The organism is Stenotrophomonas sp. NRRL B-14846 (assembly GCF_050473585.1).
GTDB lineage: Bacteria > Pseudomonadota > Gammaproteobacteria > Xanthomonadales > Xanthomonadaceae > Stenotrophomonas.
Window position 1 is genome coordinate 1,942,047 of the sequence record NZ_JBFLUN010000022.1, and the last position, 21,757, is coordinate 1,963,803.

General features: G+C 66.5%; 18 protein-coding genes and 7 tRNA genes. 13 read left to right on the forward strand and 12 right to left on the reverse strand.

The window, feature by feature from the left end:
* Nucleotides 1-69: 69 nt before the first annotated feature.
* From AB1281_RS11160 to AB1281_RS11175, 4 genes are all read right to left on the reverse strand, one after another.
* Nucleotides 70-1,500: a DcaP family trimeric outer membrane transporter gene (locus AB1281_RS11160; protein ID WP_430345936.1), complete on the reverse strand. Its 1,431-nt coding sequence runs from the start codon at nt 1,498-1,500 to the stop codon at nt 70-72.
* Between the two features lie 514 nt (nt 1,501-2,014).
* Entirely contained in the window at nt 2,015-2,857 is an 843-nt protein-coding gene (gene dsbG / locus AB1281_RS11165; RefSeq protein ID WP_049444457.1) for a thiol:disulfide interchange protein DsbG, read from the reverse strand.
* A 30-nt stretch (nt 2,858-2,887) separates the two neighbouring features.
* The gene (locus AB1281_RS11170; RefSeq protein ID WP_430346994.1) at nt 2,888-3,691 is read right to left on the reverse strand and encodes a redoxin family protein; all 804 of its coding nucleotides are present in this window, start codon (nt 3,689-3,691) and stop codon (nt 2,888-2,890) included.
* Nucleotides 3,692-3,772: 81 nt separating this feature from the next.
* Nucleotides 3,773-4,840, reverse strand: a complete 1,068-nt coding sequence (locus AB1281_RS11175; protein WP_014037593.1) for a GlxA family transcriptional regulator — start codon at nt 4,838-4,840, stop codon at nt 3,773-3,775.
* A 186-nt stretch (nt 4,841-5,026) separates the two neighbouring features.
* Here AB1281_RS11175 and AB1281_RS11180 point away from each other — a divergent pair, with 186 nt between their 5' ends.
* The 7 genes from AB1281_RS11180 to AB1281_RS11210 all read left to right on the forward strand — a co-directional run bounded on the left by AB1281_RS11180 (nt 5,027) and on the right by AB1281_RS11210 (nt 6,363).
* On the forward strand, nt 5,027-5,425 hold the full coding sequence (locus AB1281_RS11180; RefSeq protein ID WP_197621954.1) for a heavy metal-responsive transcriptional regulator: 399 nt from the start codon (nt 5,027-5,029) through the stop codon (nt 5,423-5,425).
* A 103-nt stretch (nt 5,426-5,528) separates the two neighbouring features.
* Nucleotides 5,529-5,604: transfer RNA gene (locus tag AB1281_RS11185), tRNA-Ala, on the forward strand.
* A gap of 54 nt (nt 5,605-5,658) precedes the next feature.
* Nucleotides 5,659-5,734: transfer RNA gene (locus AB1281_RS11190), tRNA-Glu, on the forward strand.
* A gap of 184 nt (nt 5,735-5,918) precedes the next feature.
* A tRNA-Ala gene (locus tag AB1281_RS11195) sits at nt 5,919-5,994 on the forward strand.
* Between the two features lie 49 nt (nt 5,995-6,043).
* A tRNA-Glu gene (locus tag AB1281_RS11200) sits at nt 6,044-6,119 on the forward strand.
* Between the two features lie 45 nt (nt 6,120-6,164).
* Nucleotides 6,165-6,240 (forward strand) — tRNA-Ala (locus AB1281_RS11205).
* A gap of 47 nt (nt 6,241-6,287) precedes the next feature.
* Nucleotides 6,288-6,363: transfer RNA gene (locus AB1281_RS11210), tRNA-Glu, on the forward strand.
* A 140-nt stretch (nt 6,364-6,503) separates the two neighbouring features.
* Here AB1281_RS11210 and AB1281_RS11215 read toward each other — a convergent pair.
* Complete coding sequence (locus tag AB1281_RS11215) at nt 6,504-6,917, reverse strand: GNAT family N-acetyltransferase (protein ID WP_075677771.1); 414 nt, start codon at nt 6,915-6,917, stop codon at nt 6,504-6,506.
* A 77-nt stretch (nt 6,918-6,994) separates the two neighbouring features.
* On the opposite strand from AB1281_RS11215, the gene AB1281_RS11220 reads away from it, so the two are divergent.
* Nucleotides 6,995-7,951: an SOS response-associated peptidase family protein gene (locus tag AB1281_RS11220; RefSeq protein ID WP_430345937.1), complete on the forward strand. Its 957-nt coding sequence runs from the start codon at nt 6,995-6,997 to the stop codon at nt 7,949-7,951.
* A gap of 124 nt (nt 7,952-8,075) precedes the next feature.
* Here AB1281_RS11220 and AB1281_RS11225 read toward each other — a convergent pair whose 3' ends face one another.
* Nucleotides 8,076-8,456 (reverse strand): response regulator, encoded by a 381-nt coding sequence (locus tag AB1281_RS11225; protein WP_014037597.1) that lies wholly within the window; start codon nt 8,454-8,456, stop codon nt 8,076-8,078.
* 132 nt (nt 8,457-8,588) lie between these two features.
* Between AB1281_RS11225 and AB1281_RS11230 the strand changes: the two genes are divergently transcribed.
* The 3 genes from AB1281_RS11230 to AB1281_RS11240 all read left to right on the forward strand — a co-directional run bounded on the left by AB1281_RS11230 (nt 8,589) and on the right by AB1281_RS11240 (nt 10,706).
* Nucleotides 8,589-8,674, forward strand: a tRNA-Leu gene (locus tag AB1281_RS11230).
* 33 nt (nt 8,675-8,707) lie between these two features.
* Nucleotides 8,708-9,151 (forward strand): GNAT family N-acetyltransferase, encoded by a 444-nt coding sequence (locus AB1281_RS11235; RefSeq protein WP_430345938.1) that lies wholly within the window; start codon nt 8,708-8,710, stop codon nt 9,149-9,151.
* Between the two features lie 115 nt (nt 9,152-9,266).
* Nucleotides 9,267-10,706: a GGDEF domain-containing protein gene (locus AB1281_RS11240; RefSeq protein ID WP_430345939.1), complete on the forward strand. Its 1,440-nt coding sequence runs from the start codon at nt 9,267-9,269 to the stop codon at nt 10,704-10,706.
* Here the strand turns inward: AB1281_RS11240 and AB1281_RS11245 are convergent.
* Together AB1281_RS11245 and AB1281_RS11250 are read right to left on the reverse strand one after the other, a co-directional pair.
* A complete protein-coding gene (locus AB1281_RS11245) occupies nt 10,703-12,529 on the reverse strand; it encodes a methyl-accepting chemotaxis protein (RefSeq protein WP_430345940.1) in 1,827 nt (608 codons plus the stop codon). The two genes, AB1281_RS11240 and AB1281_RS11245, sit on opposite strands and share 4 nt — an antisense overlap.
* Nucleotides 12,530-12,782: 253 nt before the next feature.
* A complete protein-coding gene (locus tag AB1281_RS11250) occupies nt 12,783-13,328 on the reverse strand; it encodes a GNAT family N-acetyltransferase (protein ID WP_430345941.1) in 546 nt (181 codons plus the stop codon).
* A 154-nt stretch (nt 13,329-13,482) separates the two neighbouring features.
* Between AB1281_RS11250 and AB1281_RS11255 the strand changes: the two genes are divergently transcribed.
* Together AB1281_RS11255 and AB1281_RS11260 are read left to right on the forward strand one after the other, a co-directional pair.
* The gene (locus AB1281_RS11255; protein WP_430345942.1) at nt 13,483-14,571 is read left to right on the forward strand and encodes a DUF5694 domain-containing protein; all 1,089 of its coding nucleotides are present in this window, start codon (nt 13,483-13,485) and stop codon (nt 14,569-14,571) included.
* A 63-nt stretch (nt 14,572-14,634) separates the two neighbouring features.
* Complete coding sequence (locus tag AB1281_RS11260) at nt 14,635-15,591, forward strand: right-handed parallel beta-helix repeat-containing protein (protein WP_014037602.1); 957 nt, start codon at nt 14,635-14,637, stop codon at nt 15,589-15,591.
* 22 nt (nt 15,592-15,613) lie between these two features.
* Here AB1281_RS11260 and AB1281_RS11265 read toward each other — a convergent pair whose 3' ends face one another.
* The 4 genes from AB1281_RS11265 to AB1281_RS11280 form a co-directional block, all read right to left on the reverse strand.
* Nucleotides 15,614-15,838 carry a hypothetical protein gene (locus AB1281_RS11265; protein WP_430344792.1) on the reverse strand — a complete coding sequence of 75 codons (225 nt, stop codon included), beginning with the start codon at nt 15,836-15,838 and terminating at the stop codon, nt 15,614-15,616.
* A 77-nt stretch (nt 15,839-15,915) separates the two neighbouring features.
* On the reverse strand, nt 15,916-17,310 hold the full coding sequence (locus tag AB1281_RS11270; RefSeq protein ID WP_430344791.1) for an efflux transporter outer membrane subunit: 1,395 nt from the start codon (nt 17,308-17,310) through the stop codon (nt 15,916-15,918).
* A complete protein-coding gene (locus tag AB1281_RS11275; RefSeq protein ID WP_430344790.1) occupies nt 17,297-18,460 on the reverse strand; it encodes an efflux RND transporter periplasmic adaptor subunit in 1,164 nt (387 codons plus the stop codon). Before AB1281_RS11275 ends, AB1281_RS11270 begins: the two co-directional genes overlap by 14 nt.
* Nucleotides 18,453-21,671, reverse strand: a complete 3,219-nt coding sequence (locus tag AB1281_RS11280) for an efflux RND transporter permease subunit (protein WP_430345943.1) — start codon at nt 21,669-21,671, stop codon at nt 18,453-18,455. Before AB1281_RS11280 ends, AB1281_RS11275 begins: the two co-directional genes overlap by 8 nt.
* Between the last annotated feature and the right edge of the window lie 86 nt (nt 21,672-21,757).

Below are 21,757 nucleotides of genomic sequence, written 5' to 3' on the forward strand. Positions count from 1 at the left end.
TCCTGTACTGGCATGAGCCCGGTGCAGCCGGGCGTGGGGACGGTTACGCTGGCGTACGACCGCTGGCGCTTATTTGATGAAGTTGTATTGCAGGCTGCCCTGCACCCGGACCGTGTCGCCGCGCGCGCCGCCCTGCTGTTCCAGGCGGCCGTACAGCAGCTCCATGCCCATCGTCCACGAAGGCGCCGGGCTCCAGATCAGGTTGAACACGCCGTAGCGGCTCTGCCGGAATGCATCGGCCGCCAGTGCGGCATTCCGCTCCAGGGTCAGCTGGCCGAAGATCAGGTTCGAACGCCACAGCTCGGACCAGTAATGGGTGTAGCCGACGAAACCGCCGTGCAGGTCCAGCGCGTCGAGACGGCCATCGGCACCGACCACCGCGTCCAGTCCGGAGCCGGTCAGGTCGGCGGTGTAGCGACTGAGGCCGCGCCCGCCGAGTACGCCGAACAGCAGCAGGTCGCGCTCGCCCACTGAGGCCGAGCCGCTCAGCTGCAGGCCGCCGGCCATGCGCCGGTCGCGCTCGCCAACGCCGTCGTAGGCCAGGCTGCGTGCCACCGCGCCCAGCTGCAGGTGGCCCCAGTCGCGCTCCATGCGCGCGGTCACGGTCACATCGGGCAGGCGGTTGACTGCCGCGCGGACGTCGCTGGCGCCGGCGAGTTCAGTCTTCGGGTCTTCAGCGGCGACGGTCAGGGTGTTGCCCTTGCCCATCGCAAAGCTGTGGTGGATGCCCGCCACCAGCAGGTATCCGGCACCGCCAGGCCCTGCGAAATCCAGTGTATCGGGCAGGCTGTCCGGGTCCATGAAGCTGGAATAGCCGTAGCCGGCGTAGGTGTTGCCAAGCTGGCCATAGGCATGTCGCAGGCGGAACTCATACCCATCACTGCTGCCGAAGAAATCGTTCTCCAGGTAGAAGCGCAGGTTGCCGTGCGTGGTCGGGCGCCGCGCCTCGAAGCTGAAGCGGGTCTGCTTGGCATGGATGTTGAAGTTGGAGACATCGCGATGACTGCCACCCACCGGCATCGACGAGGGAATGAACTGATCCTCGTCACCGGCCGCACGCGAATCGGCAATCGCATCGAGCTTGGCGTAGCCGCCGATGCGGATCACCGTATCGGTGCCGGGAATGGCAAAGAAGCCCTTCAGATCCGGGTCGGTCGGCCCAGCGGCGCTGTCGGGACGCGAGGCCGCCGTTGAGGGGTCGGCCACGGATTCGCGCTGCGGCAGCACCGGCTGCGCCACGCCCGGCACCTGGGTGGGATGCAGCAGGTTGGCGCTGCTGGCGGCGGCAACCATCGGCGCCGGCACCTGCGGCGTGGCCGCTTCGGCTCCCTCTCGCTGCTCAAGCCGATCCAGGCGCTGCTGCATGCCTTCCAGTGCCTGACGCATGGCAGCGATTTCCTGGCGCAATGCCCGCGCATCTTCCTGGCCATCCTGCTGCGCATACGCCGGCGTGATCGCCAGCGCGGTCAGACAGGCCAGACTCAGTACCGCCAAGCGCATTGCATCCTCCCTGGACAAACACTCGCAACGCGCTGACGGCACGCGCGCAGACGCGGCTCCGACGTTGCGTTGCCGTTGCTGGAAATGCGGGTACTGCGTTGACGACACCGGCCAGCCTGCGCGTGACAGGCAACAGGACGATGACACTGCCCCACCCGCACCGATGTCGACTCCATCAAGGCCGCGCTGCCAGAGAGGTGGCGACCGCAGCGGTCTGGGTAACAATCAGGGGGTGAGAGTGTCGTGAATGGCTGTGCCGACCGACCCGGTTCAGGGCATGCCTGGCGCGGCATCCATGGCGCGTTGACGCTGTATTCCATGCGTCACAGGCTAATCCGTCTGTCGTTTTTGACCTTGATTGGAATCAAGGCGCGATGCTTGATGTCAGTCACGATTCAGACGTGACGACGAACAGCTGCTGCGCAGCCCCGCAGCCTCTGCAGGAGCGACGAAAAGCAACAGGCCCGCATGCTGCCATGCGGGCCTGTGGCTTACATCACGACGTTGGCGGCGATCAGCGCGGGCCCAACACCGTCTGCAGGTCGGCGCCCTGCGGCAGGCCCGCGCGACGCTGCACCTGGCCCTGTGCGTCCTGGAACAGGATGCCCGGCGTGCCCTGGAACCCCATCTCGATCATCAGCACCTGGTTGGCGTCGAGCTTGCCAGCGATCTCGCGGCTGATGCTCGGCAGGGCCTTGATGCCACCACGATCGAACTGGTGTTCGTTTTCCAGCAACGCCGCACTCGGGTCACGCGCGGACAGGATGGCGGCGGCCTTGGCCGGGCTGTCCTCGCGGATCACGCCAACCATGATGTGGCGTAGCTGGACCTTGCCCGCGTCGACCCACGGGCGGGCCGCTTCCCAGAACTTGTGGCAGTACGGGCAGTTGGCATCACTGAAGGTGTAGACCACGCGCGGCGCATCGGCCTTGCCGTCACGCACCCAGGCACTGGCTTCCAGCTTGGTCCACATCTTGGCCGACATCGGTGCGGCGACCAGCTTCTCCACCGCCTCGGCGGCCACATCGTTGCCTTCGGCGTCGAACAGGCTGCCTACCAGCACGTGCTTGCCGTCGGCGGTGACGTAGGCAGCAGCCGGCTGCTGCCCGCCCACCACGCCAGCGAAGCCGCGCAGGCCACCCGGTGCATCGAACTCGGCAACGACTTCGAAGCCGTGCTTCTCGATGCCTTTCAGCACTGCGGGGCGGTCACCCTTGGCCGCAGTGGCCGGAGCGCTGGCGGCCGGTGCGGCGGCCGTCTTGCCCGGCGGGGTCTGGGCCTGGCTGCAGGCGGCCAATGCCAGCATGACCGGCAGCAACAGCACCGCCGGAGCGATGCGCAGGGAAGTCGACAACATGGGAACTCCGTAGTGAGATGCCCGCGCAGGCTACCGCAGCCGACGCAGTTTGTGTTCAAGGCCCGCCACCGTCAGTTCGCCAAGGTGCAGTTCGCGCAGGCGCCCTTCGGCGTCGAAAAACAGCGTCGACGGATAGGCCTGCACACCCAGTGCGGTTGACGCGGAAGCGGTATCGTCCAGCAGCACATTGCCCAGCCGAAGCCGCTCGGACGCGATGAAACCTTCTACTTCGACCAGCGTTTCCCCCTGGTTGAGGAACACGAACTGCACGTCAGTATGGGTCTGCTGTGCGGATGCCAGCACCGGCATCTCGCGCCGGCAGGGCCCACACCAGCTGGCCCAGAGATTCAGCACCAGCGGTTTGCCCCGGAACTGCTGCAGGTCGATCACGCGCCCCTGCAGATCGGTCACCTGCACCGCCGGCAGCGGCATGCGCTGCTCCTGCCATGCTGCCAACAGGTGGCTGCCCGCCGCCCACAGCACCACGCCCACCAGCGCCCCCGCCAGCACCGGGGCACGCAAGGCGCGCCATAGCCTCAGCCGCCAAACACCCCAGGCGAGGCCTGCAACCAGCACGACCGAGAGGTGATACCCACCATCGGCGATCTGCAGGATGCTCCAGAGGGCCTCACGATAGAGCGCGAAGTTCAAGGCCACGAAGCTGATGCGCCCGCACAGCAGGCCGATCAGCAACATGTCCAGGACCATGCTTGCCGCGGAAGGCACTGCCATCCCGTCCTTCCGACGCGGCCACAGGTGTGCCACGGCCATGGCCAGCAGCACGCACATCAGGATCAACACCACCGGCATCGGCACCGGCCCAACACTCGACATCAGCCCACCTGTCCCATCATCTGTTGCCTGCATGGTCGAAGCGTCGCGCCCAGGTTGCAAGCGCGACGCCCACCGCGGGCATCAGGCAGCGCTGCGCGGCATCTGCATGCCAGGCACCGGTTGCAGCCCGCGCAGGCTGCCCGCCACCGATGACAACAGCGGCCGCTCGCGTCGCTTGTTGTTGACCAGCCGGCGATAGTTGGCCGGCGTCATTCCGACAATGCGCAGGAACAGGCGGCGGAAAGCGCTCTGATCGGCGTAACCCACGCCCCAGGCCACTTCATCGATACCCGCGCCCTGCTGCAGCAGCGTCTGCGCCTTGGCGATACGCAACCGCTGGCAATACTCGATCGGGCGCAGGCCGGTGGCCTTCAGGAAGCGCCGCTGCAGGGTCCGCGGCTCCAGCCCGGAAATCTCGCAGATCGCACCGAGCGTGGCGCCGCGCGCAGCGGTGGTATGCAGCCAGCGTTGCGCCTTCAGTACGTCGCGATCGCCGTGGGCGAAGTTGGCACTGAAGCGCTCGAGATCCTGCTGGATCGCCGCCGGCACCGTGATCCCCAGCTGCTGCGCAACGGAACTCGCCACGCCCTGGCCGTGCAGCCGGTACAGCAGGCGCAGGGCGAGGAAGCGCCAGGCCTGGGAACCGGCCACCGTCAGCAGGTCGCCGTCATCAACCAGCGCGCGCTCACTGGGCACCCAGCTGGCCGACTGCCCCTGCAGACCCGGGTGACGCCCGAGGTCCGGACCACTGACCGTGCGCCCGGCCAGCAGTCCGGCACGCGCGAGCATGCTCACGCCGTCGCTGGCCGCCGCCAGCAGACTGCCGCCGTCGTAGTGCGCGCGCAGCCAATCCAGCAGCACCTCATCGGCGCGCAGGCAGACGCCCTGGCTGATCTGGCCAGGCACGGCGATCACGGCGGGAATATCCGCCTCGAGCATCTCCGCGCCGGCAATGCGATGCACGCCGGTCTGGCTGGCCGGCACGATCCAGCGGGTCACCAGGACCCGCTTGAACGGACGGCGCTGCTGCTGGGCAAGCCGGTTGGCGACATGTGCCATCTCAGTCAGCACGGAGGCGGCCGACGGGTCGCCTCCCGGGTACTCGACCACCGCGACCTCGACGAATCCTTCGTTTCTGAATCCTTCCACAGACCATCTCCTCGGTTCGTTGCAGGCCATCCAGCGGCCGGTTCAGGCGCAGGGTAGGAACTGCCACGACGGCGGGGCTATGAAGAAAGTTGCAAAGTGCGCTGAATGCGCCGTCAGCGACGGGACCTTGACCCTGGACCAGACTCAAGGCTTCACAATGAGCGGCAGCATCCGCAGGAATCCGCCATGAACATTGGTCAACTGGCGCGCCAGGCCGGCGTGCCGATCGATACGGTGCGCTACTACGAGCGCCAGCAGCTGCTGCCCACGGCGGCACGCTCGGCCGGGGGTTACCGCATCTTCGGCGAACAGGACCTGCGCAGGCTGCGCTTCATCCGTCGCGCCAAGACGCTGGGCTTCAGCCTGGAAGAAATCGCCGAACTGCTGGCACTCAGTGACCGTCATTCGCACGACATGGGCAGCGTGCGCGACACGGCGCAGGCCCGACTGCACGACATCGCGCAGCGCATGGCCGAACTGCAGCGCATGCACACCGCGCTTTCGCAGCTGGTCGACGCCTGCCCCGGCCACGGCACACTGGATCAATGCCCGATCCTGGCGGCGCTGACCGATGACACCGCGTGAGTCCGGGCGACTGACATCCACCTCGCAACGCGCGTGAAGAAAAGTGCAACAAATGCTTGCCAACCCCCTGGGGCAAGGCTATTATTTCGCTCCTCAGCGACGTGGGGCCATAGCTCAGCTGGGAGAGCGCCTGCATGGCATGCAGGAGGTCAGCGGTTCGATCCCGCTTGGCTCCACCAATCTTTCGGCATTAGGCCGTCGAAAGGTCGCTAAAGAACATTGATGAGAATTGCGTCCCCATCGTCTAGAGGCCTAGGACATCACCCTTTCACGGTGGCGACCGGGGTTCGAATCCCCGTGGGGACGCCACTCATCACGAACAACGAGGACCCGGCCGATAACCGGGTCTTTTTTGTTCACCGCCTACCGGCATTCAGGTTGTGGCGTTGCGGTTCCCCTGCCCTCGTGGCTGCGGTTGAACCGGAACGAAAAAAGTTCAAAAAAGACTTCCACAAACGTGAACACGCAGGTATGATAGGCGGCTCGGTAACACGGGGCCATAGCTCAGCTGGGAGAGCGCCTGCATGGCATGCAGGAGGTCAGCGGTTCGATCCCGCTTGGCTCCACCACTTTCGACATTAGGCCGTCGAAGGTTCTACAACTTGAAGTTTTTCGTGCGTCCCCATCGTCTAGAGGCCTAGGACATCACCCTTTCACGGTGGCGACCGGGGTTCGAATCCCCGTGGGGACGCCAGTTTCAAAACGGACTCTGCTCCCGGCAGATCATCCGGAGTTTCATGGGGCCATAGCTCAGCTGGGAGAGCGCCTGCATGGCATGCAGGAGGTCAGCGGTTCGATCCCGCTTGGCTCCACCACTTCGACATTAGGCCGTCGAAGGATCTACAACTTGAAGTTTTCGTGCGTCCCCATCGTCTAGAGGCCTAGGACATCACCCTTTCACGGTGGCGACCGGGGTTCGAATCCCCGTGGGGACGCCAATTCTTGAAAACCCCGGTTTCGGCCGGGGTTTTTCTTTGCCTGCAATTCCTGGGAAGGCCCTATCCACGCATGGCGTGGATCTACTGCAGGGCCCGGGTAGATCCACGACATGCGTGGATGGCTTCACCCCGATTACGGCTCAGAACCGCCGATACATCCCGATCGATGCCGGTGCCGTGGGCGCGAAACCAAACTGTGCGTACAACCGATGCGCCTCGCCATCGGCCAGCAGGCTGACGTACGCCGATGGCGGCAGGCTGGCCTGCATCCAGCCATCCAGGCGTCGCATCACCTCCTTGCCCAGTCCCTGCCCCTGCAGCCGCGGCAGCACCGCGATATCGCAGACCTGCAGGTGGCAGCCGCCATCGCCGACGATACGCCCCATCGCCACCAGTTCGGCCCCCTGGTAGGCACACACACCGAACAGGGTGTTGGGCAGCGCACGCATGGCCGCTTCCGGGCTCTTGGCACTGAGGCCTGCGAGCACACGCAACCGGCAGTAGTCCTCGACCGTCGGCACGGCTTCGCGGAACTGGCAGGTGGAATCATTCATGCGGCATCTCCAGATGGGTCGGGCTATCCTGCCGCATCCACGTCGCAGTCGCTGCGACCCAGGCCCACAGAGTTCCCATGTGCTATTCCGCCCTGATCCGCGCTGACTACGCCAAGCTGGTACGCGAGTTCGGTGCCATCCTGTCGCTGGAGGAGTTCGCCGACCTGTACGCACACGATCCGGGCAAGAAGCGGCCGAAGACCCCGAAGGCGATGGATGACGGATTCGCCGGTGCGCGTACCGAACAGGGCCGCGACATCGTGGCGAAGATCCAGCAATGGCATGCGCAGGAGCAGCAGGCACTGGAGGCCGAACTGGCCCGGCAACGCGAACGACGCGATATCGCCCATGCCACGCTGGCCTCCCGGCCCACGCAGAAGGCACGCAATGACCTGCGCGTGGCCGGCAACCGCATCGAGCGCGCGCACGCCCGATTGGAAGACCTGCATCGGGTACAGCTGCTGCCGCGCGACAACCGCATTTTTCCCGGCACCTACGCACCGGTGATGGTCAGCGAGAACGGCCAGCGCGTGATCAAGCCGATGCGCTACCAGTGCCGGCTGCCGGACAAACCGGCGCGCAACGACGTGTTGTACCCCGGCACCTACAATGCGCGGCGCGACAGCCTGGAAGGTTACTGGCGGGGTGCGTTCGGACTGCGCCATGGCGTGGTGGTGGTGCAAGCGTTCTACGAGCACGTGCCACGCCACGCCATCGCCGGCCGCACCCTCGGTGACGACCAAGAGGAACAGGACGTGGTGCTCGAATTCCGTCCCGATCCGCCCCGCGACCTGCTGCTGGCCTGCCTCTGGGCGGAATGGGAAGGACCGGAAGGCCGCCTGCTGTCGTTTGCCACGATCACCGACGCACCTCCCAGCGACATCGCCGCTGCCGGGCATGACCGCGGCGTGGTACCGATCCGCAGGGAACACCTCGACGCCTGGCTCAATCCCGACCCGGATGACCTGGCGCGCCAGTACCAGATACTCGATGACCGCGAGGAGATCCGTTACGTGTACGAGGAAGCGGGTTGAGCGCCACGCGCGATTGAAAAACCCCGCCTGGGCGGGGTTCCTGGATCCAGAGTTGCCGCCGCACATCGTAGACGTGAGCATTCAGGCCCCAGCAGCACACCCCCGCCGGTCCGCAGTGGACGGCTCAGGCTTTGGCGCTGGAGCGGCCGACCGCACGGGCCAGCGCCCGCGACAGATCCGCCGACAGGTACGGCTTGACCAGCAGCAGGCCGGCCAACATCGGTGCCGGCAACTGCTCGGCCAGCATCCCGGTGGCCAGTACGAACGGAATGCCACGTGCCGAAAGCGCTGCGGCCACCGGCTCACTGGTCTCGTTGCGGGCCAGCCGGTAATCCAGCAGGGCCACGTCCGGGGCGCTCTTCTCCAGCAGCTGCAGGGCCTCGGACACGCTCGCTGCGAGCCCGACCACGGTCGCACCGGCATGCACCAGCTGCATCTGCAGCAGGGCCGCACTCATTTCGTCGTTCTCGACCACCAGCACCCTCAGGTCCTGCAACACTGTCATCAGCTACCGCTCCTGGAGGCAATTGCACGCTGGGAGTATAGCTACCAAGGAGCCAATGCCGACAGGAACCGCCCTGATAGGCCCTCCTACTATGCATCTCCCGCCGACCTCGGTTACACTCGCACGCTGCCTGCCGGTGTGGCGGAATGGTATACGCAGCTGACTCAAAATCAGCCGGGGGTGACCCCATGAAGGTTCGAGTCCTTTCACCGGCACCACTGCATCAAAGGCCAGGTCCATGACCTGGCCTTTTGCATTTCCCGGGCCTGTGCATCGACACTGGCGAGAATGCCCCAGCCTGCCCCTCCCACGCTTGCCGACACCCTGCCTGCGCGGTTGCGCGCCCTCTGCGGGCGTCCGATACCGCCGACGACCAGCTGATCGGCACTGTTGGCCTGAACGGCGTCGACCCGTGGCATGGCCGCGGCGAACTGGCCTATGACCTCGATCCGCGCTGGCAGGGACAGGGCCTGGCCACGCATGCGGCGCGAGGAGTGCTTGACTGGGCACATGGCACCTGTGGGCTGGTCCGCATCCAGGCCACCGTTCTAGACAGCAATGCCCGCTCGATCGCCCTGCTGGAACGCCTCGGCATGCAGCGCGAGGGGCGGCTGCGCGCCTATCGCCACGTGCGGGGGCAGCCCCGCGACTTCTGGATGTACGCCCACGTCAACGGCGTCGTGTCACCCCGCTGAAACGCAAATGTGACAACCGACAAGGTTGCGAATAGAACTGGCGCACACTTTTCTTGCCAGCCTCACGTACTTCTGCCTATCGTGATCCCAGCCGGATCTGGGGGCGGGGGAATGCATGACGTTGCGTGCGGCACTGTTTTTCATGGTCACGCACGCGCTCGTCATTGCCTTGATCGGCCCGCAGGACCCGGTTGGCTCCTACCTGATGCTGATCACCGCCCCCCTTCTGGCGGCACTGGCCTGCGTGCGACGCGCGCGCGACAGCCAGGCGGCCTGCAAATGGCGAACGCTGGGCGCTGCCGTCGGCCTGTTCTCGCTTGCCCTGCTGGCCCTGCTGTATCGCAATGTGGCCGGCCTCAGCCCTGCGCAGATGACCGCCTCGTCGCTGATCCTGTACGTGTTCTACCGGATTCCGCTGACCTACGTGGCCGCCAGCCCGGGCGGCGGCAACCGCTGCATCCGTGCGGTGGACCTGGCGGTCATCGCGCTGCTGTGGTTGCTGTACTTCGTGCATACGCGGGCGATGGCACACCTCAACACCGCATTGTGGACGCAATGCCTGCACACCATGAGCAGCGTGCAGAACAGCCTGGTGTTCTGCTTCGCGCTGATCCGCTTCCTGGCCGAGGACAATGCCGACCGCCGCGACTTCTTCCGCACGTTGACCCTCTACGCGCTGGGCTACTTCCTGCTGGCGTTCTACATCAATACCTGGCAGCCGCAGGTACCCGATGGTGGCTGGGGCGACCTGCTGATCAGCGGGCTGTTCGTGCTGCTGGCGGTGCTGGCCGGCAGCACGTATCGCCCACCGGCGGTGGCTGTGCCGCGCAGCCTCCGCCGCATCGTCGATGCCGGCGTGCCGCTGATGCTGCCGTTGCTGCTGATGATGGTGGCGCTGCTGGTGGCACGCCTGCAGCCGACCCTGGCCACCGTGGGGTTCATCGGCGCCATGCTCGGCTATGCCCTGCGCAGCGTGCTGACCCAGGTGCAGATCCAGCGCGAGCGCGACGAACTGGCGCTGCTGGCCCGGCGCGATCCGCTGACCGGGCTGGGCAACCGGCGCAACTTCGATGAATCACTCGGCAGCGCGCACGGCCGCGCCCGTCGCCAGGGCCTGGGGCTGGCAGTGCTGATGATCGACATCGACCACTTCAAGCGACTCAACGACACCTACGGGCATCCGGAAGGCGATCGCCGCCTGCAGGCAGTCGCTGCGATCCTCGACGGCTGCCTGCAACGCGGTGATGACCTGCTGGCCCGCTACGGTGGCGAGGAGTTCATCGCCGCCCTGCCCGCGCCCGACGCCGCCCACGCTGTGGGCCTGGGCGAGCGCCTGCGCGCCGCCGTCGAAGCCGCCGCCCTGCCCGCCGCCGAGGCCCACGTGACCATCAGCATCGGCGTGGCCTGGCAGGCCGCGCATGAGCAGGCCGACCCATGCGGCCTGGTCGACCGGGCCGACCAGGCCCTGTACCGGGCCAAGCATGCCGGCCGCAACTGCGTGCATGCTGCCCCGGCCCTCGAGGCCGGGGAACACCACTCCGACCGCAGGGCCTAGACCGCGCGCAGCACCGCCGCGCCATGCAGGTGCCCCGCCCCACCCTGCACGCGGAAGCTGGCCACGGTCTGCAGCAGCTGCGCTGACTGCTCTTCCATGCTGCGCGCCGCGGCCGAGGCTTCCTCGACCAGCGCGGCGTTCTGCTGGGTGCCCTGGTCGATCAGGTCGACGGCATGGTTCATCTGCTGGATGTCGTCGCTCTGCTGCTGTGCGGCCGTGCTGATCTCGGACATCAGGTCACTGACCCGGCGCACGTTGACCACGATCTCATCCATGGTGCGGCCGGCGCTCTCAACCTGTGCAGTACCGGCGCCGACATTGGCCACCGACGCATCGATCAGCTGCTTGATCTCCTTGGCGGCACTGGCCGAGCGCTGCGACAGTTCGCGGATCTCGGTGGCGACCACGGCGAAGCCACGCCCGTGTTCACCCGCACGCGCAGCTTCCACCGCGGCGTTCAAGGCAAGGATGTTGGTCTGGAAGGCGATGCCGTCGATCACGCCGATGATGTCGACGATGCGCCGCGAGGATGCGTTGATCACCGCCATGGTCTCGACCACTTCGTGCACCACGTTGCCGCCGCGCGCGGCGACGTCGGCGGCGCCACCGGCCAGCTGGCTGGCCTGCCGTGCATTGGCCGCGGTGCGCTGCACGGTCTCGGCCAGGCCCTTCATCGACACCGCGGTCTCCTCCAGCGATGCTGCCTGCTGCTCGGTGCGCTGCGACAGATCGCTGTTGCCCTGCGCGATCTCGGTTGCGCCGACGGCGATGGTGTCGGCGGCGAACTTGATCTGGCCGATGATCGCGGCCATCGCCTCGACCAGCGAATTCACGCCTTCGCACAGCTCGGCGATCGGCCCGTTCTTGTCGGCGGTGGCCACGCGCCGGGTCAGGTCGCCCTCCTTGGCGGCCGCCACCACTTCACGGGTCTGTGCCACGGCGCGCTGCATGGCCTGGTTTTCATGCACCTGCGCGGTGATGTCGGTGGCGTACTTGACGACCTTGAACGGCTTTCCGTTGAGGTCCAGGATCGGGTTGTAGGACGCCTGGATCCAGACCTCGCGCCCGCCCTTGCCGAGGCGCCGGTACTGGCCGGCATCGTATTCGCCACGGCCCAGCTTCTCCCAGAACTGCCGATACTCGGCACTGCCGCGATACTCGGGTTCGACGAACAGCGAATGGTGCTGGCCACGCACGTCATCCAGGCTGTAACCGGTCGCAGCCAGGAAGTTGTCGTTGGCCGACAGGATGCGGCCATCCATGCTGAACTCGATCACCGCCTGCGACTTGTCGATGGCCGCCAGCTGCCCGGCCGAGTCGGCCGCCTGCAGCTTCTGCGCGGTGATGTCAGTGGCGAACTTGACCACTTTGTACGGACGCCCCTGACGGTCCAGCACCGGGTTGTACGAGGCCTGGATCCAGATCTCGCGCTGGCCCTTGCCGAAGCGCCGGTACTGGCCAGCGTCATATTCGCCACGTCCCAGCCGCGCCCAGAAGTCACGGTATTCGGCGCTGCGCGCCTGCTCGGGATCGACGAACAGGGAATGGTGCTTTCCCTGGATCTCCTCCAGCCGGTAGCCCATCGCCTGCAGGAAGTTGTCGTTGGCCTGCAGGATGGTGCCGTCGAGGGCGAACTCGATGACCGCCTGGACCCGGTGCAGCGCCGCGACCTGCGCCTCGAGTTCGGCACGGCCATCGGCCGCCGCCTCGACGCCGGAGCGGTGCTGGGGTGCCAGCGCGCCCAGCAGGGCACGCCACGGCGACCAACGGGTATGCAGCTCGGCCGGCGCCTGCGCGCCTGCCGTGAAGCCTGGAATGAGCATTGTCTGATCCTCGGTGTCCGGTAAGCGGTTGCGACCCGACGGGCGGGATGCCCGGCGGCAACTTCAGTTGCTTGGGACTACAGGTGCCGGCAGGCACCCCTCGAGCGGCTGGCAAGAACGTCTGGTGCGGGTGCGATCGGCATAGGGAGCGGCGGAACACACAGCGCGGGCCGCCCGTCGGGGCAGCCTGGGGTCCTGCAGCGGGCGACTGGAGCGGGATCCAGAGGGGATATCGGCGATGCGATCGGTGGCTTTAGCCGGATTCCGCGACGCCCGTCGCAACTTCAGATGCTGCTGCAGGGATGCGGTAGACAATCGCGGTGTACTTCACATTCTGCTCACGCGCGACGGGGACCCCGCCGAGTGATTCCGCCAGGCGCCGGCTGGGCATGTTCTGCTCGGCCACCGGGTAGCGGAATGCGGCGCGGTCCAGCCGCCGGGATGCGAGCGCACGCACCGCCGCAACGGCCTCACGGCCATAACCATGCCCGTGCATCGCCTCGGCGATCCAGATGCCCAGTTCGGGTTCCGCATCGGCAGTGCGATGCAGGCCAGCCAGGCCGAGAAACGCATCATCGGCGTATCGGCGGATCACGAACGTAACGTCGGTGCCATCGGCGATGGTGGGCAACCACGTCGACCAGACAGCGGCGAATGCGTGCTCCGACGCAGGGGGATCAAACGCCATGTAGCGGGTCAGCCCCGGCGTGATCGCGGCAAACGCCTCGCCTGCGTCCTCCGGCGTGAAGGGCCGGAGCTGCAGCCGCCGGCTGTCGATGGTCCAGTCGTCGGGGGACATGTCGCGCGTCGTTGCTGTCATTGGGCATAGCCTCGCCCGGGACACCGATGCAGTTCAAGCCGAAAAGGTTTGCATGACCAACGGGAGATCCCGTGGCAGATGAAAATGGCCAGCATGCAGCGAACCGCAGGACGCTCACTGACACGGAGATCGCATGTTCCCACGCTTTGCCAGTTTCCTGATCCTGGGCCTGTGCAGCAGCGGCGCCCTCGCCGCCGACGCCACCTATCGCCCCAGCTTCCACCCCGACCAGCTGAAGGGCCCGCCTGCCGGGCGCCCGAACGAAGTGCTGGTACTGGGCACCACCCACTTGTCCGGCCTGCCCAAGTCCTTCCAGCCCGCCTTGCTTGAACCGTTGCTGCAGCGACTGGTCGCCTGGAAGCCCGAGCTGATCGCCACCGAAGACCTGTCAGGCCTGCAGTGCGATTTCATGCGTCGCTACCCGGCACGCTATGCAGAGAGCGTGGCCACCTACTGCTTCGACACCACCGCTGCGCAGGCTGCGACCGGACTGGACGTGCCTACGGCGAACACCCAGGCCGAGCGGCTGCTTGCAACCTGGCCGAAGGATCCGGCGCCCGCCCAGCGTCGTCGGCTTGCTGCATTGTTCCTGGCAGCGGGCGAACGCGGTTCGGCGCAGGTGCAGTGGCTGCGCCTGCCTGCGCCCGAGCGCAAAGGCGGTGATGGACTGACACCGGCCCTGGTCGAGATCCTCGACAAAGGCCTGGTTCGCCGCAATGAAACCAACCTGATCGCCGCCGAAGTCGCCGCCCGCCTCGGGCATGAACGGCTGTGGGCGGTGGACGACCACACGGCCGATTCCCCCACGCCCGCCGAGGATGAAGCGGCGGCCAGCGCGGCCATCACTGGTGCCTGGAACAATGCCTATACGCAGGCACGCAAGGACGCCGATGAACGTTTGATCGCCGACCTGGACAAGCCCGACGGCGTCATGGCGCTGTACCGGGCGTACAACGACCCCGCGGTGGCGATGACCGCTTACCAGAGCGACTTCGGCGCGACGCTCGTCGAGCCCTCACCCAAGGCCTTCGGCCGCAACTACGTCGGCTACTGGGAAACCCGCAACCTGCGCATGGTCGCCAACATGCGCGACGTGCTGGGCCAGCACCCCGGCAGCCGCATGCTGACCATCGTCGGTGCCTCGCACAAGGGCTACTACGAGGCCTACCTCAACCAGATGCACGATGTGCAGCTGGTCTCGGCGGACGAAGTATTGCGTTGACAAAGCTCCCAACAGCTGGGATACGGTACACGTGATCGTAGCCACCACATGGAAGGAACCCGTATGAAGCGATGGATTGCAGCACTTACTGTCATTGGTCTTGCCAGCACCTTTCAGGCTGTTGCCTGCGACCTCACTCTCGACAACGGCGGTGACCTTGCCGCTGCCGTTGCCACGACAGCGGGAAAGAAGATCTGCCTGCGGCCAGGTGTCTATGTCACTGGCCCGGCGCCTTTGGAAGTTCCTGCGGGAACCACCATCGAAGGTCTGGGCACGAGCATGGCCGATGTGGTGGTCTCTGCGTATGGTGCGCCGCAAAAGGCAATCGGACTCGGCAGCAACACCATGCTGCACAATTTCACGCTGACGACGGGAGTAGGCGGGAACTTTGGCGTTCTCGCCTACCATCAGGATCGCGTCATCATATGGAGCCTTGATATTGTCGGCTTCCAGATCAGCACCGGAGTCGTCGGCGGCAAAGGCATTGAAATATGGGATACCTTCATGCGCGGCAATGGAATTGCTGGCAATGGTGTGGCCGATCCCAACCTTTGGATTACCGACGCACGTGACGTCACCATCCTCTATGGGCAGCTCACCGGCCGCAAAGATGGACCAGGAGGCGACGGAGAAATGGCCATCTACAATTCGAGTAACGTCATGATCGACGGCGCCCGTGTCATCGACTCGGGAGCAAGCGCCATCTATCTGGTGAACTGCGTTGATTGCACCATCAAGAATTCAGTGATTGAACGACCTGGGGAATGGGGAATCGACGTCGTGCAAGGATCACATCGCTTCCTCGCCGAGAACAACATGGTCAACGGCGCGAACTACGGCGGAGCTGTTTTTGAAACGTCCGGGGGGGCAAGCGCTACATTCCGTTCAAATCGTTTTGTTTTCAACCGGCGTATGGGTGTAGGCAACTGCAACGGCATCAATGCCAAGGGAGGGATCGCGGGTGTCCAGTCCATTGGCAACTCGTCGATTCCCACAGGCGACCTGTGCAGCTTTCCCTGAAGCAACATGACAGTACGGTTGGTCAGCGCCTCCTCCGGCCACCTCGCCACAGCAGTACGCTGGCCATCAACGTGCAGGCCAGCGTCAGCACCAGCGACGCCACCACGCCGCCGTGCAGCACCGGCAGCATCGCCTTCGCATGCAGGTCGTCGCGCAGTTGTTCCAGGCGCAGCCAGCTGGCCAGCGCCAGGCACCAGCCGACCATGGCCGGCGCATAGGCGGCAACGACGTTTCGATTCCAGGCCATCATCGTCAGCTCTGTTGTCCGGGGGAGTGGCGATTGTTCCGCCCCGCCCTCTCACAGGCTGAGACCGCCTGCCGCCGCTACCGCGACCAGCCACCGCCCAATGCCGCCATCAGCGCCGCACTCGCCTGCAGCTGCCGGCTCTGGATGTCCTGAAGCCCCAACTGCGCCTGGCGGGCATCGGTCTGCGCGCTGACCACGTCCAGATAGCTCACCGCACCACCGGTGTAGCGGTCATGCGCGATCTGCTCCGCACGCTGCGCGGCCTGCACCGCCTCCTGCTCGTGGCCGCGCTGGGCATCGAGCTGGCGCAGCAGGGTCAGCTGGTCTTCCACCTGGCGGATCGCCGCCAGCACGGTGGCCCGGTATTGCGCCGACGCAGCATCGAATTCGGCCTCGGCCCCGGCCTTGGCAGCCTTGCGTCGGCCGCCATCGAACACCGGTAGTGCAGCCAACGGGCCGAGTGCCCAATAACGGTTGCCCGCATCCAGCAGGGCGCTGCCACCCGAGGTCTGGCCACCCAGCAACCCGGTCAGGCTGAGCTGCGGGAACCACGCGGCGCGGGCCACACCGATGCCGGCATTGGCGGCGAACACCCGCCGCTCGGCGGCAGCGATATCCGGCCGTCGCTGCAGCAGGTTGCTGGGCAGATCGGCCGGCATCGTCGGCAATGCCGGCAGGCCTGCAGTAGCGACAGTGAACCCGCTGGCTGGCCTGCCGACCAGTTCGGCAATGGCATGCCGCAGCAGGTCGTGGCGCGCATCGAGCGCATCCAGATCGGCCTGCGCGCTCGCCAGCTGATGCCGCGCACGGGACACATCCAGCTCCGACGCGATCTCGCCACGGAATCGGTCTTCGGTCAGCGCCAGCGCCTGCTGGTAGTCCTCAATGCTCCCGCGCAGGATCAGCTGCTGCGCCTCGGCGCCCCTCAGCTGCAGGTAGAGCCCGGCCAGCTGCTGCGACAGGCTCAGCCGCGCGGCGGCCAGGTCGTCGCCACTCGCATCGGCGCGCGCCCTGCCGGCGGCCGCCGCGTTGCGCAGCCGCCCCCACAGGTCAAGATCGAACGACAGCGAAAACGTGGCGCTATTGCTGTCATAGATGGCCGGCTGGGTCGCGCTGCGCAGCGGCTTGTCATCGGACTGGCGCTGGCGCACCGGACCCGTGCTGAAGCCGATCTGCGGTGCGCGCGTCGATGCCACTTCGCCCGCAGCGGCGCGTGCGGCATCGTAGTGCGCCACCGCCTGCGCCAGCGTCGGATTGGCCTGGCCCAGCTGTTGTTGCAGCTGGTCCAGCACCGGGTCATCGAAGGCCTGCCACCACGCCGGTGCCATCGGTGCAGTGGCCACCGCCGCCTCGACCTGCTCGTAGGCCGCCGGCATCGCCACCGACGGCACCTGGTAGGCCGGCGCCAGCGAACAGCCGCCCAGCAGCAGCGTCGCCAGCGCAAGCGCAGCGACACGCTCAGCCGCGGGCATGCGCGGGCTCCTGCTCACCGGCTACCACACGCACATGGTCACCTTCGCGCAACGCATCGGGCGGATTGGGAATGACCCGGTCGCCCGCCTTCAAGCCGCGGTCGATGCGCAACGTGCTGCCCAGATCACTGACGATATGGATGTCGCGCAGATGCACGATGTCCTTGGCGTCGACCACTGCCACCTGCGTACCCTTGGCACGGAAGATCAGCACCTCGGCCGGCACGCTCACGCCGGCGCCGCCGTCCTGCAGCGGCAGGGTCACTTCCGCGTAGCTGCCGGGCAGCAGTGCGCCGTCGGCGTTGTCGACCACGAACTGCGCCAGCAGGGTGCCCGAGCTGCGATCGATCGCACTGGAATCCCCCTGCAGCGTGGCGGTGAAATGGCGCCCTTCCTGGCCTGGCACCTGCAGCGTGGCCTGCAGCCCGGAGCGGATGCTGGCCGCGCTGTTCTGCGGCACCGGCACCATCAGGCGCAAGCGGTGTGTGTCGGCGATGTTGAACAGCTCGCGACCGCTGTCGTCGGCACGGATCAGCTGGCCGACGTCGGTCTGCCGTGAAGTAACGGTGCCATCGAAGGGCGCGCGCAAGGTGCGGTAGCGACCAAGCTCCTGCAACCGCGCATAGTCGGCCTGGGCCGCTTCCACGCTGGCCTGTGCGGCCACCGCATTGGCCTGCTTCTCGTCGGCTTCCTGGCGCGACACCGAATGGCTGCCGAGCATCCCCTGCCAGCGCTCGGCGCTGACCTTGGCCAACGCTGCGTCTGCCTGTACCTGCAGCAGGTGGGCGTGGGCCTGGGCGATCTGCTGATCCAGTTCCGGGCTGTCGATCACCGCCAGCACCTGGCCGGCCTTGACCGCCTGGCCGATGTCGGCACTCCACGATTTCAGGTAGCCGCCCACGCGGGCATGGATCGGCGCCTCGGTCCAGGCACTCAGGTGTGCCGGCAGGGTCATGGTTCCTGCAGCGCCCTGCCCGCCAGCGATGACCACCTGCACGGACGGGACCGCCTGGCGCTCAGTCCACTCGACCACGGCGTGTGCCTGCTGCGCGCGCAGGGCAAGACCACCGGCCACCAGGGCGAGCGCAACAGCCGCGGCCAGGAGCAAGGGACGGCGCAGCGAACGCTGCGGCAGCGAAGACTCAGACATGCAGGGGTTCTCCGGCAGGAGCAGTACGGGTTTTGCGGGAGTGGGCCAATGCGAACACCACCGGAACGAACAACAACGTGGCGCAGGTCGCGAGCAGCAGGCCACCGATCACCGCGCGGCCGAGTGGCGCGTTCTGTTCGGTGGACAGTGCGGTCGGCAGCATGCCCAGGATCATCGCCAGCGCTGTCATGCAGACTGGGCGGAACCGGGTGAATCCTGCTTCAAGCGCGGCCTTGGCCGCGTCACCATGCTCGGCCAGGCGCTCGCGGCAGAAGCTGACCACCAGGATCGAATTGGCCGTAGCCACGCCCATGCACAGGATGGCGCCGGTCAACGCGGGTACCGACAACGTGGTGTGGGTCAGGAACAGCATCCAGACCACGCCGGCCAGACCCGCCGGCAACGCGGTGATGATCACGAACGGATCGGTCCAGGACTGGAAATTGATGACGATCAGCAGGTAGATCAGCACGATCGCCGCCAGCAGGCCGTAACCGAGGCCGGTGAACGCGACGTGCAGCGCATCGATCTGCCCATGCAGGCCGACCTCGGTACCCCGGGGGCGCTGGCCGGCCATGCCATCGATGACCTTCTGCACATCGGCCGCCACCGCGCCGAGGTCCCGATCCTGCACGCTGGCGTACAGATCCAGCGTGGGCTGCACGTTGTAGTGGGTGACCACCGCGGAACTGGCCCCGCGCTGGATGTCAGCCAGGCCGCCCAGCACCTGCGGAGTACCGCTGCTGCCAGTCACCGGCAGCGCCTGCAGCGCGGCCAGGCTGTCCATGCGGTATTGCGGCGTGGCCGCCACGACGCTGTAGGAAATGCCATTCTTCGGGCTCAGCCAGAACGTCGGAGCAACCTGGCCGCTGCCGGCCAACGACGCCACCATACTGTTGGTGACATCGCGTTCTGTGATGCCCAGGCCATTGGCGCGCAGGCGGTCAACATCCACCTTCAGGGTCGGATAGCCATCAGGCTGCTGCAGGCGCAGGTCGACCAGGCCCGGCACGTGGCGCAGGCGACGCTGCAGCTCCTGGGCATAGGCGCGGTTGCCGGCGGCATCCGGCCCGGCAATGCGCACGTCCAGCGGTGCCGGCGAACCGAAGTTGAGGATCTGGCTGCTGGTATCGGCGGGCAGGAACGCGAAGCTGACACCCGGGAAGGCGGCCGGCAGCACCTCCCGCAGGCGCCGCGCATACTCGGCCGCATCGCCGTGGCCCGGCTTCAGTGACACCTGGATGTCGCCATCCTGCGGGCCGATGGTGCCGCTGGCGCTGTAGGCCATGTTGATGCCGGTCATTGGCAGGCCCAGGTTGTCGACGATGGCGTCGATCTCATGCGCCGGCACTTCCTGGCGGATGCGCGATTCGATGCGATCAAACGCCGCTGCGGTTTCCTCGATGCGGGTGCCCAGCGGCAGGCGTACGTGCAGCGACAACGCGCTGGCTTCGGTGGCCGGGAAGAAGTCCTGGCCCAGTGCCGGCAGCAGCGCGAAGGACACCATCACGCAGGCCATGAAGCCGATCAGGAAGCGACCGCGATGTGCCAGCGCCAGACCGAGCAGTGCGTGGTAGCGGTCACGGGTGGCGGAGAAGCCGGCCTCGAAACGCTGCTGCCAGTGCACCAGCGTGGCCGTCAGGCGTGCACGACGCGGCCGCGGATGATCACCCTCGTGATGGTTGAGGAACGCGTCCTCGGGATGATGCCCGACCCCGCCTTCCACGCGATGCGGCCGCAGCAGGTACAGCGCCATGGTCGGCACCAGGGTGCGCGAGAGCACGAAGGAGCTGCCCATGGCGAAGATGACCGCCAGCGCCATCGGCCGGAACAGGTAACCGGCGATGCCATCAAGCAGGAACATCGGCACGAACACGATGCAGATGCACAGCAGCGATACGAACGCCGGGCCGACGATCTGCGCGGCGCCATCGAGGATCGCCTCGCGCACCCCCTTGCCCTGCTCCAGATGCCAGTTGACGTTCTCGATAGTGACCGTGGCATCGTCGACCAGGATGCCCACGGCCAGCGCCAGGCCGCCCAGCGTCATCACGTTGAGGGTCTGCCCGGCGGCCGACAGCAGCGCGATGGCCGACAGCACCGCCAGCGGGATCGAGGCGGCAATGATGACGGTCGAACGCCAGCTGCCGAGGAACACCAGGATCATCACACTGGTCAGCAGCGCGGCGATGATGCCCTCGCGGGCGACGCTGCTGATCGATTCGCGCACGAAGGTGGACGCATCGCCCAGCAACGAGATCTTCAGCGACGGCGGCAGCGACTCCCCGATCTGCGGCAGCATCGCGCGGATGCGGCTGACGAGCGTGAGCGTGGATGCATCGCCGTTCTTCAACGCGGCCATCAGCACCGAATGGCCGCCGTTGACCCGCACGATGTTGGTCTGCGGCGGCGAGCCGTCGCGCACGTGTGCCACCTGGCCGATGGTGACCACCGCACCATTGACGGTCCGGATCGGCAGGTCATTGAGCGCTTCGATCTCGTTGGGGCTGTTGTTGAGCAGCACGGTGAATTCATTGCTGCCCAGCTTGGCGGTGCCGACCGGGGTGATCTGGTTCTGCGCCGCCAGGGCGTTGCCCACGTCCTGGGCCGACAGCCCCTTGGCGGCCATCGCCTGCGGGTCCAGGTCGAGGGTGATCTGGCGCTGCTTGCCGCCGTAGGGGGCGGGAATGGCCAGACCCGGAATCGAGGTCAATGGCGGGCGCACCGTGTTCTGCGCAAGATCGCGGATCTGCGACTCACCCAGCGTCGGGCTGGAGAACGCCATCTGCAGCACCGGCACGGTGGAGGCGCTGTAGTTGAGGATCAGTGGCGGCGTCATGCCGGCCGGCATCTGCTTGACCATGGTCTGCGAGATCGCGGTGATCTGCGCATTGGCGGTGCGGATGTCCACGCCGGGCTGGAAGAACACCTTCACCACGCCCATGCCGGCCAGCGACTGCGATTCGATGTGCGCGATGTCGTTGACGGTGGTGCTGAGCGCACGCTCGTACGGCGAGATCACCCGCCCGGCCATCGCATCGGGCGACAGGCCGGTGTACTGCCAGACGACGGCGACGACCGGGATGCCGATATCGGGAAACACATCGGTGGGGGTGCGCAGCGCGCTGAGCGGACCGACGATGCAGATGAAAATGGCCATCACCACGAAGGTGTAAGGCTTGTTGAGCGCGGTCCTGACCAACCCGAGCATGCGGCTCTCCAACGGTGCCACTGCCCACCGCGGGCAGCGCAGGCCGGCAAGTATCGGCGCTGCCAGCTAAAACAAGGCTGTGCCGC

Bases quoted from the DNA above. Each gene is read 5' to 3' on its own strand.
- AB1281_RS11160 (WP_430345936.1), bottom strand. From the start codon at position 1,500: ATGCGCTTGGCGGTACTGAGTCTGGCCTGTCTGACCGCGCTGGCGATC.
- dsbG (WP_049444457.1), bottom strand. From the start codon at position 2,857: ATGTTGTCGACTTCCCTGCGCATCGCTCCGGCGGTGCTGTTGCTGCCG.
- AB1281_RS11170 (WP_430346994.1), bottom strand. From the start codon at position 3,691: ATGTCGAGTGTTGGGCCGGTGCCGATGCCGGTGGTGTTGATCCTGATG.
- AB1281_RS11180 (WP_197621954.1), top strand. From the start codon at position 5,027: ATGAACATTGGTCAACTGGCGCGCCAGGCCGGCGTGCCGATCGATACG.
- AB1281_RS11215 (WP_075677771.1), bottom strand. From the start codon at position 6,917: ATGAATGATTCCACCTGCCAGTTCCGCGAAGCCGTGCCGACGGTCGAG.
- AB1281_RS11220 (WP_430345937.1), top strand. From the start codon at position 6,995: ATGTGCTATTCCGCCCTGATCCGCGCTGACTACGCCAAGCTGGTACGC.
- AB1281_RS11225 (WP_014037597.1), bottom strand. From the start codon at position 8,456: ATGACAGTGTTGCAGGACCTGAGGGTGCTGGTGGTCGAGAACGACGAA.
- AB1281_RS11240 (WP_430345939.1), top strand. From the start codon at position 9,267: ATGACGTTGCGTGCGGCACTGTTTTTCATGGTCACGCACGCGCTCGTC.
- AB1281_RS11245 (WP_430345940.1), bottom strand. From the start codon at position 12,529: ATGCTCATTCCAGGCTTCACGGCAGGCGCGCAGGCGCCGGCCGAGCTG.
- AB1281_RS11250 (WP_430345941.1), bottom strand. From the start codon at position 13,328: ATGTCCCCCGACGACTGGACCATCGACAGCCGGCGGCTGCAGCTCCGG.
- AB1281_RS11255 (WP_430345942.1), top strand. From the start codon at position 13,483: ATGTTCCCACGCTTTGCCAGTTTCCTGATCCTGGGCCTGTGCAGCAGC.
- AB1281_RS11260 (WP_014037602.1), top strand. From the start codon at position 14,635: ATGAAGCGATGGATTGCAGCACTTACTGTCATTGGTCTTGCCAGCACC.
- AB1281_RS11265 (WP_430344792.1), bottom strand. From the start codon at position 15,838: ATGGCCTGGAATCGAAACGTCGTTGCCGCCTATGCGCCGGCCATGGTC.
- AB1281_RS11270 (WP_430344791.1), bottom strand. From the start codon at position 17,310: ATGCCCGCGGCTGAGCGTGTCGCTGCGCTTGCGCTGGCGACGCTGCTG.
- AB1281_RS11275 (WP_430344790.1), bottom strand. From the start codon at position 18,460: ATGTCTGAGTCTTCGCTGCCGCAGCGTTCGCTGCGCCGTCCCTTGCTC.
- AB1281_RS11280 (WP_430345943.1), bottom strand. From the start codon at position 21,671: ATGCTCGGGTTGGTCAGGACCGCGCTCAACAAGCCTTACACCTTCGTG.